11 protein-coding genes and 2 pseudogenes are annotated in these 17338 nt (G+C 69.4%); 6 read left to right on the forward strand and 7 right to left on the reverse strand.

Going from position 1 to position 17338, the window contains the following annotated elements; all coding sequences use genetic code 11:
- Positions 1-496: 496 nt before the first annotated feature.
- Positions 497-706, forward strand: a pseudogene (locus AWX74_RS42435) (aldehyde dehydrogenase family protein); the annotation flags it as partial.
- Positions 707-833: 127 nt separating this feature from the next.
- Here the strand turns inward: AWX74_RS42435 and AWX74_RS07550 are convergent.
- From AWX74_RS07550 to AWX74_RS07565, 4 genes are all read right to left on the reverse strand, one after another.
- Positions 834-3188 carry a CoA transferase gene (locus AWX74_RS07550; RefSeq protein ID WP_091273702.1) on the reverse strand — a complete coding sequence of 785 codons (2355 nt, stop codon included), beginning with the start codon at positions 3186-3188 and terminating at the stop codon, positions 834-836.
- Between the two features lie 120 nt (positions 3189-3308).
- Entirely contained in the window at positions 3309-4490 is a 1182-nt protein-coding gene (locus tag AWX74_RS07555) for a thiolase C-terminal domain-containing protein (protein ID WP_091273135.1), read from the reverse strand.
- A complete protein-coding gene (locus tag AWX74_RS07560) occupies positions 4487-4942 on the reverse strand; it encodes a Zn-ribbon domain-containing OB-fold protein (protein WP_242666125.1) in 456 nt (151 codons plus the stop codon). Before AWX74_RS07560 ends, AWX74_RS07555 begins: the two co-directional genes overlap by 4 nt.
- A gap of 7 nt (positions 4943-4949) precedes the next feature.
- Positions 4950-6164: an amidohydrolase family protein gene (locus AWX74_RS07565; protein ID WP_076827932.1), complete on the reverse strand. Its 1215-nt coding sequence runs from the start codon at positions 6162-6164 to the stop codon at positions 4950-4952.
- Between the two features lie 256 nt (positions 6165-6420).
- On the opposite strand from AWX74_RS07565, the gene AWX74_RS07570 reads away from it, so the two are divergent.
- Positions 6421-6828, forward strand: a complete 408-nt coding sequence (locus AWX74_RS07570; RefSeq protein ID WP_091273137.1) for a nuclear transport factor 2 family protein — start codon at positions 6421-6423, stop codon at positions 6826-6828.
- Between the two features lie 187 nt (positions 6829-7015).
- On the opposite strand, the gene AWX74_RS07575 is transcribed toward AWX74_RS07570, so the two are convergent.
- Both AWX74_RS07575 and AWX74_RS07580 read right to left on the reverse strand, forming a co-directional pair.
- The gene (locus AWX74_RS07575; protein ID WP_091273139.1) at positions 7016-7510 is read right to left on the reverse strand and encodes a hypothetical protein; all 495 of its coding nucleotides are present in this window, start codon (positions 7508-7510) and stop codon (positions 7016-7018) included.
- Positions 7507-7818: a hypothetical protein gene (locus AWX74_RS07580; RefSeq protein ID WP_226931146.1), complete on the reverse strand. Its 312-nt coding sequence runs from the start codon at positions 7816-7818 to the stop codon at positions 7507-7509. Before AWX74_RS07580 ends, AWX74_RS07575 begins: the two co-directional genes overlap by 4 nt.
- Before the next feature lie 312 nt (positions 7819-8130).
- On the opposite strand from AWX74_RS07580, the pseudogene AWX74_RS42440 reads away from it, so the two are divergent.
- The 4 genes and pseudogenes from AWX74_RS42440 to AWX74_RS07595 all read left to right on the forward strand — a co-directional run.
- Positions 8131-8592 (forward strand): annotated as a pseudogene (locus tag AWX74_RS42440) (lamin tail domain-containing protein); the annotation flags it as partial.
- A gap of 2094 nt (positions 8593-10686) precedes the next feature.
- A complete protein-coding gene (locus AWX74_RS42445; protein WP_423212963.1) occupies positions 10687-11115 on the forward strand; it encodes a carbohydrate-binding protein in 429 nt (142 codons plus the stop codon).
- 460 nt (positions 11116-11575) lie between these two features.
- Positions 11576-13111, forward strand: coding sequence for a GGDEF domain-containing protein (locus AWX74_RS41990; RefSeq protein ID WP_165615514.1), 1536 nt, complete (start codon positions 11576-11578; stop codon positions 13109-13111).
- 447 nt (positions 13112-13558) lie between these two features.
- Positions 13559-16783, forward strand: coding sequence for a WD40 repeat domain-containing serine/threonine-protein kinase (locus AWX74_RS07595; protein WP_165615515.1), 3225 nt, complete (start codon positions 13559-13561; stop codon positions 16781-16783).
- Here the strand turns inward: AWX74_RS07595 and AWX74_RS39435 are convergent.
- Positions 16759-17301 carry a hypothetical protein gene (locus AWX74_RS39435; RefSeq protein WP_131799426.1) on the reverse strand — a complete coding sequence of 181 codons (543 nt, stop codon included), beginning with the start codon at positions 17299-17301 and terminating at the stop codon, positions 16759-16761. The genes AWX74_RS07595 and AWX74_RS39435 overlap by 25 nt on opposite strands.
- Between the last annotated feature and the right edge of the window lie 37 nt (positions 17302-17338).

Genomic DNA, 17338 nt, shown 5'->3' on the forward strand with positions numbered 1-17338 from the left:
TCCGACGTCGTGCGCTTGCCCGCCCTGGCCTAGGCGCATCGCAGCCTCGACGCCCCCGACGTGCAGCCGGCGTGCTGCATCGGGTGAGTCGGGCGGCGGCATGGTCAGTTCGCGATGGACGGCTGTGTGATCAATATGCACCGGCTCGTGGTCGGGCTCGAGGGCGTGGCCGGTGGGTGCCGCCGACCCGTCCAGGTTCGAGTACGGGGTGCTGTGGGGGTGCGCCAGCGGACGCATCTACGGTGCGTGACCGGCCGGTGCGGGACTATGGGGAGTTCGTCCGGGGGTTCCTGGCGATCCGAAGCCCGCGGATCCGTGAGCACGTCGAGGATGCGGTCGCCGACGGGTTGTTGCCGCGCCCTGGCCCCCCGTCCCTACGGGTCATCTGACAGTCGCAGTCGATGCGTCGGTGGTGGACGTACGACGACGCGGTCGTGCCTTTCCGCTGGTAGGCGACCTGTTTACGCGGCTGGGGATGGTGATCGCGGGGCCGGGGATGGCGGGCTGGCGATTCGGGTTGTGCCCGGTTCTGTCCACTCTCGAGGTCATCGCCGCCGCGAACGACACCCGCTACGGGCTCGCGGCCTCCCTCTGGACCGAGAAACTCGGCCGCGCCCACTGGTTCGCGGACGAGCTGCGCGCCGGTCAGGTCTGGGTGAACTGTTCGATCGCGGCGGACCCGGCGATGCCGATCTCCGGCCATAAGGAGTCAGGCTGGGGCGGCGAGCGGGGCTGGAAGGGCATCGAGGCCTACCTCACCACCAAGGGCCGTCTACATCAGTCACTGAACGCCCGACAGCCGGGGCGGGCCGACGCCCTCAGCGGATCCCGTCTCAGCCATCGGACCGCACTGTGCGTGAGGCCGCCAGTGCCGCCCGCGCGTCGGCGTCGAAGCCCAGCTCGGCGAGCACCTCGGCGGTGTGCTCGCCGAGCCCGGGAATGCCGGGACGTCCCGTCGGGCGTGGCGCCGGCCCGACACCGAACTGGCAGCCCGGCGTCTCGGTGCGACCGCGCGCGCCCCAGTCGAAGCTGGCGACCCGGCCGGACTGCCGGGTGAGCGGATCGTCCAGTACCCGGGCGACGAAACCACGCCGGTCCACCTGCGCGACCGCCTCGACGGGCACGTCAGCCGCGGTGAGTCTGCGCACCCAGGCCTCCGCGGGTTCCGCCCGGAACACCTCCTCCAAAAGGCGTTCGGCGTCCTGGCGCCCCTCGCCGGCCCGCCGCAGCGGCGGTGGCGCGTCCGGCAGTCCGGAGATCGCGACCACCTGCCGTAGCCGCTCCCAGGCACCGGCATCCGGCACGGCCAGCGCGAACCACTCCCCGTCACCGGCCTGGTAGAGCCGATAGGCGGCGCCGTAACCGGTCTGTTCCCCATCCAGCACCGGACCGCCGACGGCGGTGCCGCCGCGCACATAGGCACCGGACTTCAGAGTGAGCGCGGAACCCAGCAGCGAGGTGGACACCGACTGCCCCGCCCCGGAGCGCTTGCGGGCATACAGAGCGGCGATCACCGCGCACGCGGACAGCCAGCCGCCCGTGACGTCGATCGCGCCCCAGGCCATGAAGGTCGGCGGGCTGTCCGCGCCGCCCTGGCCCGCCTCGATGCCGGACAACGCCTGCATCAGATGGTCGTTCGCAGGCAGCGGCGCCCGCGGTCCCGTCGGCCCGAACCCGCTGGAATGGCTGTAGACGACATCGGGATTGGACATCCGCACGGTAGCTTCGTCGTAGCCGAGACGGTCGGCGAGCCCGACCCGCGCGTTGTGGTGGAGGACGTGGCTCCACCGGAACAGCCCTTCCAGGACCTGCGCTGCCCCGGGGGCCTTGAGATCGACGGCCACGGCCCGCTTGCCGCGCTGACCGGCGGCGAACATCGGTTCCATGCTGCGATGGACGTCGCCCGACATCGGCTCGACCTTCACCACGTCGGCGCCGAGGTCGCCGAGTACCTGCGCGGTCACCGGGCCGGCGAGGTAGGCGGCAAGGTCCAGTACCCGCACTCCGGACAGCAGGCGCGTGCTCGCGCCGGGCCTGGCGCCGGTGTCGGCGATCCCGCCTGTGTAGGCGATGCCGCCGGGGTAGGCAGCATCGGCGGGAGCCGCCGTGAGGGTGGACGTCGCAGTGACGCGGGCCACCGGCCCGAGTACGGTGACCGGGCCCAGGTCGGGGTCCTCCGATGTGACGCTCAGGCCGGTCTCCCGTACATGCGGGTCGGTCAGGGCCTCGCCCGGCCGCAGGACCGGTTCACAGCGGATCCCGGCCCGCGACAGCCGGTCCAGCCAGTCGGCTCGTTCCGCGGTGGCGAACGTCGCCGCCCAGCGCCGGCCGCGTTCGGTGAGCGCGCCGCTGACCAGGTCCGCGGTGTAGCCCTTCTCGCTGGGCTCGTCGCCGACCTCCTGAAGGAACGCCTCGTAGGCGCCTTTGGCTCCGAACCACAGCTGGATGTAGTCGCCGTCGGCGCACCGGTAGGCGAAGCCGTCCGCCGGACCCTGGTCGCGCCACAGCAGGTCGGTCGCGGGCGAGGACACCTCGACCCGTCCGATGATCATCGGAAGGATGGCGCGCAGCCCGTCGGCCAGGGACGTCTCGACCCACCCGCCGACACCGGTCGTCTCCCGTTCGTACAGTGTCGCCAGCGCCCCCACGGTGACCGCGAGGCCGGCGCCGGCACTGGCCACGGCGAGGTCGGGGAACACCGCCCCGCCCCGGTGCCCGCGGATCTGGGTCGGCAGCCCGGCGCGGGCCGCGACCAGCAGTTCCAGGTCGGGCAGTGACCCGCGCGCGGTGTGCGTCGGCCGGACGCGACCGACGACGGTCCGCGGGTTGCGGGCGGCCAGTTCGGCGTAGCCGATCCCGCGCCCCTCCAGCAGTTCCTCCGGGCCGGAGAGGAACACCACGTCTGCCTCGGCCGCCAGCGCGAGGATTCTCGGTGCGGCCTCCGGAGACTCGTGATCGACCTCGATCACCGTGGTGCCGCGCTGCCAGACCCGTTCGAAGTCGACGCCCGCGTCCAGAGTCGAACGGTGCGCCGACCGCACCCGCGTCACCTCCGCGCCAAGGTCACGCAGGAGCACTCCGGGCAGGTTGCTGGCCAGGCCCGATCCGACCGCGCTGGTCCCAAGTGAGACGTCCACCACACGTAGCCCGGACAACGCGGCCGCGTCGTCGATCGGTCGCAACTCCATCGCCACTCCGATCACTCACCTCAAGCCCCCGCGACGGACGTCGCGAAGCTGGAAAACGTTCGCTTACTTTGCTGGACGTCGCGGGACCGCGAGGGCCATCCCGCCATCCGGCCATCCGCCTTATCCGGTGCGTAGCAGGATCCCGCCGCCCGGCGAGGCACCGACACCGGACGCGTACAGGGCGACCTCGGCGTTGGGGAGCTGGTTGACGGCTGTCCCGCGCAGCTGGCGGACGCCTTCCAGAACGTGGGTGATGCCCTGCAGGTACACCTCGGCGAGGTTCCCGCCATGGGGGTTGACCGGTAGCCTTCCCTCCCGGAAGATCCCGCCGTCCTCGACGAACGGACCGCCCTCCCCGACGGGGCAGAACCCCCAGTCCTCCAGACTCATGATCACTGAGGGTGTGAACCCGTCGTAGATGAGCGCGACGTCAACGTCCGCTGGCCCCACCCCCGCGCGGGCGTACAGGTCGCGGGCAGCGCGGCGGTGACCTGTGCTGACGAAGTCCTCGTCGATGGTGTTGAACGACGCGGTGGCCCATTTGTACTCGCCGGTAGCCGCGACCGCGCTGACCACGACCGCCGGCTGGCGCAGGTCCCGGGCCCGTTCCGGGGTGGTGAGAATGACCGCCGCGGCACCGTCGGACTCCATGCAGCAGTCCAGCAGCCGCAGCGGGTCGCAGATCAGCCGGGACGCCTGGTGCTCGGCAACGGTGATCTCCTTGCGGAAGCGGGCCTCGGGGTTGTTCGCCGCGTTGCGCCGCGCGTTGATACTGACCTGCGCGAAATGCTCGGTGGTGGTGCCGTACAGGGACATGTGCCGGCGGGCCTTCATCGCGTAGATCGCCGCTGGAAGCGCCATGCCGAACGGCGCGCTGTAGGACGCCGACAGCGGGATCGCCTGCCCCGGCTGCACACCGGCGGCAACCGATCGACCCAGCCGGGCCGTCTGAATGATCGATCGCAGGACGACGACGTAGTCCGCGAGACCGGTGGCGATTGCCGCGTAGGCCCCGGCGACCGCTCCCGGCAGCCCCGACCCGCGCCCGCCCCAGGTCATCCCGGCGTGGCGCAGTTCCCGTGTGCCGAGTGCGACCGCCAGATCGGACGGCATGGTCGGGTCGTCGCAGTAGCCGGCGAACCCGTCGATGTCGCGGACATCGAGCCCGGCGTCCGCGCAGGCATCGTGCACGGCGTCGAGCGCGATGCGGGTGAGTCCGAGCGGCGCCAGCTCGCCGGCCTTGCCGTAACGCGAGTGTCCGATCCCCACGATGCAGGCGGCATCCCGGAGGAAGCCGCTCACCGCAGGATCCGGAAGCAGGGCAGTGCCATCTCCGCTGCCTCGGCCGCGGTGAAGGGCATCGACGCGAAGGTCACCCGCTGGCCGACCTGCAGGTCATGCTGCTGCCAGGCATCGATCACATTGCTCAGGATGCGCACGGGATCTCCCTGCGTTCCATCCAGCGTCACGACCGCGACGTTGTAGAGCACCGGCTCGTCCCGGCCAGCCGACCGGGCCCGGTCGGGCACCCAGATGTAGGAGTAGACGGTGCCGGTGCCGGGCAGTGTGGACCATCCCCACTCCCGCGAGGTACAGCGGTAACAGCCGTCGGTGGGCGGGTAGCGGTGCGCGCCGCAGTCGGTGCAGCACTGCACCTCCAGCCGGCCGGCCGCGGCCGCGCGCCACAGCTGCTCATTGACCGGGGCCACCACGGGGTCGGGCATCCCTACCGGCCGGTTGACCTCTTCGACCACCGCGCGGTCAGTCCTGCAGACCGAGCAGGCGCGCGGCGTTCCCGCGCAGGATCATGCGGATGGCCTCGGGGCTGAGTCCGTCCAGCTTGTTCAGCCACTCCGTGGGCCACAGCACACCCTCGGGATGCGGGTAGTCGGAACCGAACAGGACCCGGTCCGGCCCGATCGCCTCGACAAGGCCGACGACGTCCTCCTCGTAGAACGGTGAGACGTAGAGGTGCTCCATCAGGACCTCGCTGGGTCGCCCGGTCACCTCGCCGCCCGGCCAGAACCCCTTGCGCCCCATGTGGGCGGCGTGGTCGACGTCGTGCAGCAGCGGGACAACCCAGTTGATCCCGCACTCCAGCGCGACGATGGTCAGCCCGGGGAACCGCCCGAACAGGTTGTTCAGGACGTAGGACGCCAGTGTGTCGGCAACCGGCTTTCCGGAGACGAGGTACCACTGGAACGGCGTCTGCCCCTGCAGCGGCGGCGTCGGCGACTCCCCGAACTGGACGCCGAGGGTGGCCAGATACCGCGGGTCGGTGCTGTGGAAGACGAGCTTGACCCCCGCGTCCTGCAGACGGGCCCAGAACCCGTCGTAGCTGGGGTCGACCGGCGAGCGCCCCCACAGCGGACCGGGCTTCATGACGACGGCCCGGGCCCCCGCGGCGATCACCTTGTCGAGCTCTGTGATGGCCCGCTCGGGGTCCATCAGGGAGATCATCGGCGCGGTGATGATCCGGTTGTCCCGGTCGAAGCCCCACTCCTCGTCCAGCCAACGGTTGTAGGCGCGGATGTTCGCGTACAACGCCGGAATGTCGTCGTGTAGCTCGTTCTCGGCCTGCAGCATCGCCGTCCCGAGCATCAGCCCGGCCTGAACGCCCTGCTCGTCCATCTTCGCGATCCGCGCGTCGCGCAGCATCATGTCCGGATAGTCCCAGCCGCGGATGACCTCGTGGTGGACGAAGCCCTCCTTGCTGTCCGGGTCGTCCAGCATCGAGCGCAGCGACCCGGGCGCGCCGATGTAGTCGGTCTGGATCACCCGCATGAAGCGGAACTGGCGCTCTCCGAAGTACAGCTTGCCGCGACCTCTGGCATCGACCCGCACGTTGATCGCACGGTCGGCGAACGACGGCTCGATGAAGCGGGTGAAGCAGTCGTACGGCTCGTAGTAGTGGTTGTCGGCGTCGATGAGCTGGTAGCCCGGGTCCGGGCGGGTCTGCGCGGCGTCGATGCTCATGCGTTGCTCCTCACGCGGGCTGACCTTTCGACTGCGGAACCCCTTCCGATAGCGACATCGTGAGTATATGCTCACTTATTTGTCAAGGGTCAGTGGGGCGAGTCGAGGTCTGACACTCCGCGGTCCGCGGACCCTCGGGCCGTGTGGGCAGGCCGGCAAGCGCGGTCGGCGTCCTCGTCGGGGCGGGCATCGCCCTACTGAAGCGAACATTCACTCAGCTCTTGTGTGCCTGCCTCGCGAGCACTAGCGTGCCCGCATGGTCGAAGACAAGGTTGTGGTGGAACTCCAGCGGCACTGGGAGGACGGGTTCAACCAATACGACCTCGACCTCGTCATGGCGCCGGTCGCCGCGGACATTGTGTTCAGTTCGCCGTTCGTGCCCCGCCTGACAGGCGACCCCGAGAAGGTGACGATCCAGGGCTACGACGCCTTCCGGGCATACATCGACGACTCGATGCGTCGCGTCCCGGACATCCGTTACGCGATCCAGTCGTCCTTCGTCAGTACTCAGACGGTCGTGTTCGTCTACACCTGCAGCTTCACGGACGGCCAGATCAAGACGGGCGCCGACTCGATCCGACTGGACCGGGACGGCAAGATCGTCGAATGGCGCTGCCATTATTCGTTCAACCCGGCCGCTCTCGACAGCCTGATCCAGGACTGACCCGCCGCGTCCTGACCGGATGGACTTCGCGGCGGCACGGTCAGAACGGGGTCGACGTCCCGGAACGGGCCACGCGACCCGCGGACTCGGTCAGGCCGCCGCGACGATCTCCTCACGCCACCCCACCTGCTGCCGCCTCCTCGCGGCGGGATATGCGCCCAATGGCTGCGAGCCGCGTCGGCGGTAGTCAGATCTGTTCGATGAGGATGTCGGCGCGGTCGAGTGTGGCGGTGTAGGCGGTGTAGGCGGTGAGGTCGTCTGGGTCGCTGGTGAGGATCTGGGCGGGGGCGTGCAGCGCGGCGGTGATGACGACCAGGGCGTCGATGACGTCCAGCCGTTTCTTCGTGGGAAGTCTGGCATCGGTGAGCATGGCCCCGGCCCGTTTGTACGAGTCGAGGGTGAAGGTTTTCGCGCAGGCGACGCAGCCGGCGGGGATGTTCGCCGCGCCGCGGATGGGTGGCGTGCTTTCCCGGGTTTGTGGGACGGTGCAGTCCTTCAGGTACTGGCTGAAGGCGTGGACCGTTTTCGGGTCCGGTCGCCACGATTGGGCGAGGACCGGGCCGATGAGAACCGGCCGGTGTGGCGCTGCGCGTAGGCCGTGGTGGATTAGTCGCGCTGTGGGGTTGTCGCGCAGCAGCGCTACGAGCATCCCGGTGTCGTAGATGACGGTGCGGGTGGTCACGCGACGCTCGCGGTATCCGTTCCGAGCGCGCTGGCCAGGACCCGGTGGACGAGGGCCTGCGCGTCCGTGGTCAGGGCGTCGAACGGGGGCGGGTCCGCCTCGGGGAGGTCGGCGGTCTGCTCCAGGGCGGCCTGGTTGCGTGCGTCCAATGCCGCGAAGGCCGCTGTGGCGGCGTCGTCACGTGCCATCTGGGCGACGGCCGCCGCGATCATGTAGGCGGAGACGTCCATTCCTGCCGCTTCCGCATGCGTCCTGATCGCGGCCTGGACGTCTGAGGCTGTCGAGATCGTGAACCGGACGTTCGGCATGCCGTCATCGTAACACGGCGTATTACGCTCTGGTGGGTGGCTTGCCGCCCCGCCCGTGCGCCGGCCGGGCCCCGGGTGGCGACACTCGGGTTCCAGTCCGTCCGGCGACGGTGCTCGCCCGCCGTGGTGCACTCGAAACGGACGAATCATCCCTTTCCGTCAAGCTGTGGCCACGCAAGAGTCTCGAGCCCTCACGCCGAGGCATATTGGCTGAACGTTGACAGTGTTAATTGATTATTAATTGTCGGAGTGTTCGTGTGGGTGTCGCCTGCGCGGATGCCGGCGGAACAAGTGGCCCGGAAGACTCCGCCCATGACCTGGCGCCCCCGCGGCATTGCCGCCCTAGTCGCCTGCTCGACCGTTGTAGGCGCCGCGGCCGCAGTGCTGCCCGCGACCGCCGCTTCGGCCGCAGCGTCGGCGAAGATCGTGTTCACGGAGTTCGAATATCAGGATGCCCAGGAGGCAGGCGGCGTCTCGGGAGCGAAGTACGAGTTCTTCGAGCTCACCAACGTCGGTGATGCCGCCGCCGACCTGACCGGTTGGTCATTCTCGGACAGCCACAAGGCCACGAGCGGAGCTTTCAACCTCAGCCTCACCGGCCTGGGTACCGTCGCTCCCGGCCAGTCCGTGGTCGTCACCGAGGCCACCGCGGCGGCGTTCCGCACCAAGTGGGGCCTCGCGGAGTCGATCGTCGTGCTCGGCGGCGAGAACGTCGGCCTCGGCAACGGCGACGAGCTCCACGTCTACGACGCGTCCGGCACGGCGGTCGACAACCTCGTCTACGGAACCAGCCCGCGTACGCAGGGCACGACGGGTGTGCCGATCTCGGTGGCGGCTCTCGGCGCCAACGACATCACTCAGTGGCAGCTCTCCACTCTCACCAACGACCCGAAGTCGTGGGCGGCGCCGAACGGCGGTGACCTCGGCTCTCCCGGCACCAGCCAGTTCGGCAGCGGCATCGACCCGCGTGCCACCTCCGGCGGCGGCACCGGTGGGGGCACCGGCGGCGGGACGGGTGGCGGCACCTTCACGCCCGACCCCAACTGGGCGAAGATCAAGGTCAACGAGGTCTCCTCGGACAACGCTCCCGCGCCGATCCGCGACACGGTCGAGCTCGTCAACACCGGCGGCACGGCCGTGGACATCACCGGCTGGCTGCAGGGCGACAGCGGCGGCCCGTCTTCCGCGACGGGCTTCTCCGACCGCGTCCACCTTGCTGACGGCACGCTGACGACGTCCGTCCCCGCGCACGGTTTCGTGTGGTTCCAGTCGCTGCCGGGCCTGTCGAGCAGCGGCGACGCGGTGCACGTCTACCTGCCGGACGCCGCGGCGGGTGCCGCCGGGACCGAGGTCGACGGCGTCACGTACAGTGCCGGCGCCGCGGGCACGGAAGACCCGGCGAGCTTCGGCGCCGCCTCGGTCGCGCGCTGCCCGGACGGCACCGGTGTCTTCGCCTCGGTCGCCTCGCGCAGTTTCGGCGCGTCCAACGCGACGGCCTGCCAGCAGCAGGTCGTGAACCCGAACGGGCCGACCCCGAACGACCTGCCTGCACCCTGCGCACCCGAAGGGCCGAGCCTCAGCGACCGGTACCTGCCGGCGAGCGCGCTGCCCTGGCCGGGCAGCGCGCAAGTCACCACCGCGGACAACCAGTGCTACTTCGAGACCAGCACCGGCCCCGAGGGGCGTGACGTCTCCGGCCTCGTCTTCTCCAGGACCGAGCCGGGCGTCCTGTGGGCGGTCAAGAACAAGAGCTGGCTGTTCAAGCTCGTCAGGCAGGGCGGCGTCTACGTCGCGGCGCCCGGCTGGACGGGCGGCAAGCAGATCTTCTTCCCGGGCGGCACCGGCCAGCCGGACTCCGAGGGGATCACCGAAGGCCCCGACGGCGCGATCTATGTGACGACCGAGCGGGACAACGCCTCGAACAAGATCGCGCTCAACTCGATCCTGCGGATCGACCCGTCGGCCGCGGGCAGCACCCTCACGGCCACCGCGCAGTGGGATCTCACCAGCGAGTACCCGTGGCTTTCGACCGGTAACTCCACCGAGGCGAACCTCGGCTTCGAGGGCGTCACCTACGTCCCGGACAGCTACCTGACGGCGAACGGGTTCGTCGACCAGCACACCGGTGCGGCCTACGACCCGGCGAACTACCCGGGCCACGGCGCCGGCCTCTTCTTCGCCGCGCTGGAGAGCAACGGCAACCTCTACGCCTACGCCCTCGGCGGCAACGGATCGTTCACCCGGATCGCAATCGTTTCCACCGGTCTGCCGAAGGTGCAGGACGTCCAGTACGACCCCGACCTGGGCCGGATCTGGGCGCTCTGTGACAACGACTGCGCGGTGACCTCGACGCTGCTGAAGATCGACTCGACCGGGTCGATCGTCCCGGAGAAGGTCTTCTCGCGTCCCGCGGGCCTGCCTGACAACAACATCGAGGGCTTCGCGGTGGCGCCGGTCGGCTCCGCCGGCGGCCAGACCCGTGAGGTCGTCTGGGGCGACGACGGCATCTACGGTGCCGGCGTCGGCAGCGCCACCAACGGCCATGCTCTCTACGCCGGCACGCTCAACGTCGACCTCGGCCTCGGTGCGCAGGGCGTCCCGACCGCCGGTGTGTCGCCTTCGAGCGCGCCGGTCGGCAGCCAGATCACGGTGACCGGTAAGGGCTTCGCGCCTGGCGAGACGGTGGACGTCGCCCTGACGGCCACGCCGGGTTCCCTCGACACGGCCGTCGCGAACTCGACCGGTGGCCTGAGCACGACGGTGACGGTGCCGGCGGGTGCCGTCCTCGGTGCGGACGAGATCGTCCTCACCGGGCAGACGTCGGGGATCACCGCCCAGGCGGCCCTCGTGGTGCTGCCGGCCACCTGGGTGAAGACGAAGGCGTACAACGCCGGGGACAAGGTCAGCTACAACGGCCGGACGTACCTGGCGCTCTACTACACCAGCGGCGAGACGCCCGGTTCGAGGGCCGCCGGCGCCTGGGCGGAGTACGCCACCGACGCGGCCGGCAACGTGCTGTGGACGGCGACCGGGGTCTTCAAGGCCGGCGACGTCGTTCTTCACGACGGCATCCGATGGGTCGCGCAGTACTACAGCCGCGGCCAGGTGCCCGGGTCCAGCCCGAACATCTCGTGGAAGGTGGTTGTCGACAACGCCAACCCCGCCCCCTGGATCGCCAACTCCGTCTACGTGGCCGGAGACAAGGTGACCTACGAGGGCCACACCTACCAGGCCCAGTGGTACAACGCGGCCCAGGTGCCCACGAACTCCAAGGGCGCCTGGAAGCTCGTCGGCTAGGTAGACCAGAGAGGTGACTGTGGGGCCGGGCGCGCGACAAGCCCGGCCCCACAGCCGTTTCCGCCCCGCTCCCGAACATCCGCTCGCCGGTCCGCTTCAGGAGCTCGCCGGTCCGGTCCAGGAGGTCGCCGGTCCGGTCCAGGGGGTCGAGTCGAGAACGCGGCCGTGGGAAAGATCGCAGCCCCTGAGCGCTGATCCGGATCCCGGTGGACCGACGGCTGGTCGGGCAGCGTTGCTGCCGGGGCGGATGCGGGGTAGCGGATGCGGGGTAGGTAGTCAACGGCAGAGCGTTCTGGACCGGCTGTACCTTTTCCTGCCACACCGCGTCCTGCCACACCGTGGCGAGGCCGAGGAGAGGTACGGGGGGAGGCTGGGCACGGGAGCCATGGCACAGCGGCGGGCGGCCCGAACTCGGCGATCACGGCCGTGGCGGGTCGAGTGGCTGGTGGCCGTGTGTGTCGTGTTTCTGGCCGCTCTGGCAGTGATCGCCGTCGTGGCCCCCGAGGCGCGGGCGGCTCGTGCCGTCCACAGCGGCGCCGCGCTGGCCGCCGGTCTGGCTGCTGTGGCCGGGGGGTGGACATGGTGGCAGGCGAGGGATGACGGTCATGCCCGTGCATGGCGTCTCCTGCTCGGTCTGGCTGCTTTGACTGCGGTTCCCGGCATCGTGCAGATCGCCGTGGTCGCCGGGTCCAGTCCGCGGATGGCACTGGCGCCGCCGCCGCTGGCCGGCTATCTGACCACGTACGGACTCGCGCTCGCCAGCCTGTTGTCCGTTCCGACGCGACCGGTGGCGGCCGACAGCGGCACGCATCGAGACACCTGCGGTGGCGGCCGCCGTTGGCTCACGGCGGTGCTGGACAGCGTGATCGTGGTCGGGGCCTTTGCCGTCGGCGCCTGGTCGACCGTGCTGGAGCCGGCCCTGCGGGCCGGCACGCCGCACGTCGCGTCCCTGTCGCTCATACTCGCCGTGAACCTGCTCGTCGCGGTGGCGGTGATACTGCTGGCGACCTTTCGCCGCCCGATCGATGGCCCACGCCCCGTTCTCCTGGGCGGCGGACTCTTCGCCCTCGCGATCTCGACCTGCGTCGGCCTGGCCTCCCAGCTCGGCGACCACGGGTCAACGGCGCCCGCTCAGCTGCTCGGCTTCCCTTTCGGATGGACGCTGGTCCTCCTCGCCCTGGTAGTCCAGGCGGCGCACGTCCAGGCGTCTGTTCCCGGGCGGGCGAACTCCGTTCTGATGTGGGGCCACGCTGTCTTCCCTTATCTCCCGCTGGTGGCGGTGGGAGCGTTCCTCGCCGGCGAGGCGCTGGCAGGCACCAGGCTCGGCCAGGTGGAGGTCGTCGCCATCATCAGCCTGCTCGCGATCACCCTGGTCCGCCAGATGATCACCGTGGTTGACAACACCACGTTGCTCTCCCGGCTCCGCGAAAGCCAGCGCGACCTCCAGTACCTGGCGTTTCACGACCCACTGACCGGCCTCGCGAACCGCGCGCTGTTCCTCGACAGGGCCTCGTGGGCGCTCGAACGCCAGGCCCGTGGCGACTCCCCGGTGGGCCTGCTCTACTGCGACCTTGACGGTTTCAAGAGCATCAACGACCGATACGGGCACGCTGCCGGCGACGCCCTTCTACGGCATGTCGCTGAACGGCTGTGCGTCGCCACCCGGGCCTGCGACACCGTAGCCCGACTCGGCGGTGACGAGTTCGCGGTCCTGCTCGATGGAGGCGGCGAGGACCTGGCCAGGCTGGCTGACCGGGTCGCGGACGCCATCCATGCACCGCTCGCGCTAGGCGGCAGTTTCTACAGCCCTGAGGCAAGCTTCGGTCTTGTCCTCGCAGACAGCCCAGCCCTGAGTACCGGTTCCGCGCCACCCGCCTTCCAGGGAACCCGCAGCACCGAGCGGGTCGACTCCCTCCTCGAACAGGCCGACCATGCTATGTATGACGCAAAGCGGGACCATCGGCGCGGAATGGTCACCCACCGGCTGGTTGGCTGACGACGGCGTCGACTATTGGGGGCTACCGGGTTGTCCGCCGGCTCGTTTTCCGCTTCGGTGGGCCGCGCTGCTTTGGCGGCAGGTCACTTCACGTCACGGCGAAACGCCGGCCTACCCCGAACCACCAGGGGTTATCACACAGGGTGATGCGTGGAGGTGAAGGGGAAGGCTCTACCCGTCATGCTGAGCATCCCGGGTAGAGTCGCTCTGCGCGGAGGCGCTGACTCCTCGATGTACGGTCCATTCCGTTTACTTACGACGAGTTACCCGAAAACTCGGGGTTGCGGGGGCACGGGACCCGAAGGGGGCGGGGGTTGACAGGCACGGGCAGCGCACTGGGTGGGAATCGGATCTGCGGCGAGGCGCATGGCGACCGGTGGTTGTGGCGGGAACTGTGCTCCGCTGGCCGGACCCGCGGTCGAATCGGACCTGGGCGGTAGCAGCCGAATGCTTGCTGCCTCGCAAGAAATGGTGAGTGCTGAGCGTGAGCGGATACAGGCGGCGCTGCCGGCCTATGAAGTGGGCGAGGCCTTAGGTCAGGGCGCGTACGGGCTGGTTTTTGCCGCGAGGCATCGCCTGTTGGGCCGCGATGTCGCGATCAAGCATCTGCTGCCTTTGCAGGGTGAGCTACCGGCCCGCCCCTCGGAGGCACGGGTGCTCGCCAGCATGAACCACCCGCACATCGTGAAGATCCATGACTACATCGAGGGCGTGGACGAAGGCGGGCAGCTGCGCCTGATTGTCATGGAGCTGCTGGAGAAGGAAACCCTTCATTCCCGCCTGAGGGGTCAGCGCAGCCGGGGGGAATTCGCCTGCGCTGTGGGCGTCGCCGTCGCCGAGGCGCTGGCGTACGCGCATGCGCAGGATGTGATCCACCGCGATATCAAGCCGCACAACATCCTCTTCGACGAGCGTAACCAGGTAAAGGTCGCTGATTTCGGCATCGCGAAGATCATCCCCGCGTCGGGGGGCACCGTGCGGGGACTCACGGGTACTCCGATCTACATGGCGCCGGAGCAGATGTTCGGCGGCAGACTCGGGCCCTACACCGACGTCTACGCGCTCGGTGTCGTCATGCGCGAGATGCTCACGGGATCGCCGCCCTCTGCGACCATGCCGCCACCTGGCCAGCAGCAACCCGACCCCGACCCCGCCGCGGCGCTGACGCAACCTGCCGGGGCCGCCAGATCCGTGCCGGACGTAGTCAGGCGTGCCCTTGCTCAGGACCCGGCCGCGCGTCCCTCCGCGGTTGAGTTCGCGCGAGATCTTGCTGCCGCCGCTGCGCATACCTATGGCCCGGACTGGATCTCCAGTTCCGGTGTACGACTGCATCTTGATCCCGAGGTTCGGCGGAGTGCGGTGCCGAGGCATCCGACCTCCGGGTGGCGGGCGAGGCCGCTCGCGGCGGTGGCTGCGCTGCTCGTGGCGGTGTTGGTCGTCGTGGTCGGGCTCAGCTCCTGGCTGGTGACAGCGCTGTCGGACGCGCGGAAGGAACGCGCAGGCAGGCAGGCGGCGGTGGTGGGCGGACTGTTGGCCCATGCCGACCGCCTGGTGGACTCCGACCCGGAGCTGGCCATCCGGCTCGCACTGGCCGCGAACAGTGTCGTGGACAATGACGAAACGCGGGCCGCCCTGCAGAGAACGTTGACCAGTACCGGGTATCGGGGCTCCATCGAGCACAAGGGCGTGCTGCGCGCCGTGGCGTTCTCTCCGCAAAGCGAGCGGATCGCCTTCGGCGGCGACAACGGAGAGGTCATCGTCGAGGGCCTGCCGTGGGGCCGGCCCGGCGGAGATCCGATAACACTCTCACACGGAGCCCGGGTCAACGCGATCGCCTTCGCGGACAGCAGGACCCTGGTGACCGCCGGCGAGGACGGACGAGTTCTTCTCTGGAACGTCGAAAGCGCCGGCGGCAAGCCAACCGAGCTTCTCGGCCATGACAGGAATCCGGTCAGGGCGATCGCTTTCGCGGAAGACAAGCGGACCCTCGCGACCGCCGATGCCGCCGGGCGGGTGCTCCTTCGGGACATCCTGCGCCCCGACAGCCGGCCGACCGAGCTTCTCGGCCATCGAGGGTCGGTCAACGCGGTCGCCTTCGGAAAGGGCAGGACTCTCGCCACCGGCGGCGAGGACGGGGTGCTCCTCTGGGACCTCTCCATCCCTGACAGCCAGCCGACAATCCTTCCCGGCCATGAAAAACCGGTAAGCGCCGTCGCGTTCTCGGCAGGCGGCGACAGCCTCGCGACGGCGGACCGCGGTGGCACCACCAGGGTCTGGAAAACCGCTGGCAGCGGTCAGCCCGGCGCACCCGTCGTGCTGGCGCCGCGCAACACCGAGTACTCGGGCCCGATCACCGGCCTCGCCTTTGCGCCTGACGGTCGGCTGATCACCGTCAATGAGGGAGACTGGGTTGACGTGCGGGACGCCGCCAACCCGAACTGGATCCTTTCCTCGTTCACATACGACCACGGTGCCTCGGCGCTTGCCGCCGCCGTCGCCCCGGATGGGAAGACACTGGCTGTTGCCGGCGAGCACGGCGGTGTCCTGCTGTGGAGCCTGGCTCCGGACGGCCAGCCGCACATCCTCGGCGGGCTCATTCCCGGCCTGTATGCGGCCGACATGACTTTCGCTCCCGACGGCACCACTCTGTTCGCCGCCGTGCAGAACACCATCAGGGTTCTGAACGTCGCGGATCCGACCAGCCCGCAGAACATCGGCGAAACCATTCCGCTGAACGGATTCGGGACGGCGCTGGAGACGACAGTCGCCGGTTGTGGCGCGGGTGCCACCTTCACCTGCCGGCTGGCCGTATCCAGCGACACCGGACGCTTCGCGATCTTCGATATCACCGACCGTGGGAACTCCGAGCTCTTCGTGGATCAGTCTGCTCACCCGGGTAAAGCCATACATGACATGCAGTTCAGCGACGACGGGAAGCTCCTCGTCACCGGCGCCCAGGACGGCCAGGTGGCTCTCTGGAACGTGACCAACCCGCGTCAGCCGGTCCAGGTCGGCGGCATCCCCACCGCTCACAAGGGGGCAGTGCGCGACGTGGAGTTCGGTCGCGCTGGCCAAGGTCTTCTCGCCACCGCCGGTGACGACAACGCGGTCAGGCTCTGGGACGTCAACGACCCGGCGAAGCCACAGGAACTGTCCGAACTGCGCAGCCCCCCGCTGGGACCGGTAAACGACGTCACCTTCAGCATGGACGGGAAGACACTGTTCGCCGGCGGCGACGACGGAAATGTCTGGATCTGGAATATCGAGAGTGGCGGTAAAACTGCCACACTCATGGGCCGCCTCGACAGGGAAACCCGCAGCCCGGTCTACGACCTGACATTTCTCGGCGAGGACATCCTCATCGTCGCGGGTGAGGGTCAGGCGGTCAGCTTCTGGGATGTCCGGGACCGGCGCCGGCCGCGTCAGCTCGGGCCGGACGTCGCTGGCCATTTCGGCGCTGTCGTCGACACGAACGTGGCCCGCGACAAGGCTCTGATGGCGACCGCGGGCGCAGACGGGACCATTCGCCTCTGGGGCACCGAGTCGCTGCGGACGGCGGTGCCGGACGACGTCGCGGCCACGGCCTGCAGCCGGGTCGGCGGCGGACCCGGCAGGGACGACTGGGCGCTGTATATCCCCAACCTGCCCTACCGGGAGACCTGCAGGTCATGAACCTGGAACGCAGTCCCTTGAATGACCAGTCCGGTCGGGCTGAGGCGGCTGAGGCTGATGACGGGCCACTGCGGACCCAGCTCGAGAACCTCCGCCGGGACGCGGCCGAGCGGGTCCAGGTCTGGAGCAGACTCGCGGACCGCCGCCGCAGGCTCCACTACGGCGTTGGCGTCCCCGCCGCGATTCTGGCGTCCCTGGCCGGGGCCGCCACCCTCGCCGAGCTGTTTCCGGTGCTCGCCGGCTTCGGTGCTCTCATCTCCGGAGTCCTCGCAACCATCCAGACATTCCTGCAGCCCGACGTGGGCGCTGTTCGGGCGCGAGAGCAGGCCATCGGCTGGCGTGAGATCCGAGAGGATGTATCGGTACTGCTGGAGGTCGACTTTTCGCGCCTGAGCAGCACTGATCGCCGGGATCAGTTCGAACAGCTGCGGGAACGCGCTCAGCTGCTTCAGCGGACCACGGCCGCGAGCCCGGCCGGGACCAGCCCCCCAACGCCTGAGCGCGGTGGCCGGCCGCATCGTCGGCTTCCTCGGCCGTAGGGGCCATTGGTCTTCG

Source organism: Parafrankia irregularis (assembly GCF_001536285.1).
Taxonomy (GTDB): Bacteria; Actinomycetota; Actinomycetes; order Frankiales; family Frankiaceae; genus Parafrankia; species Parafrankia irregularis.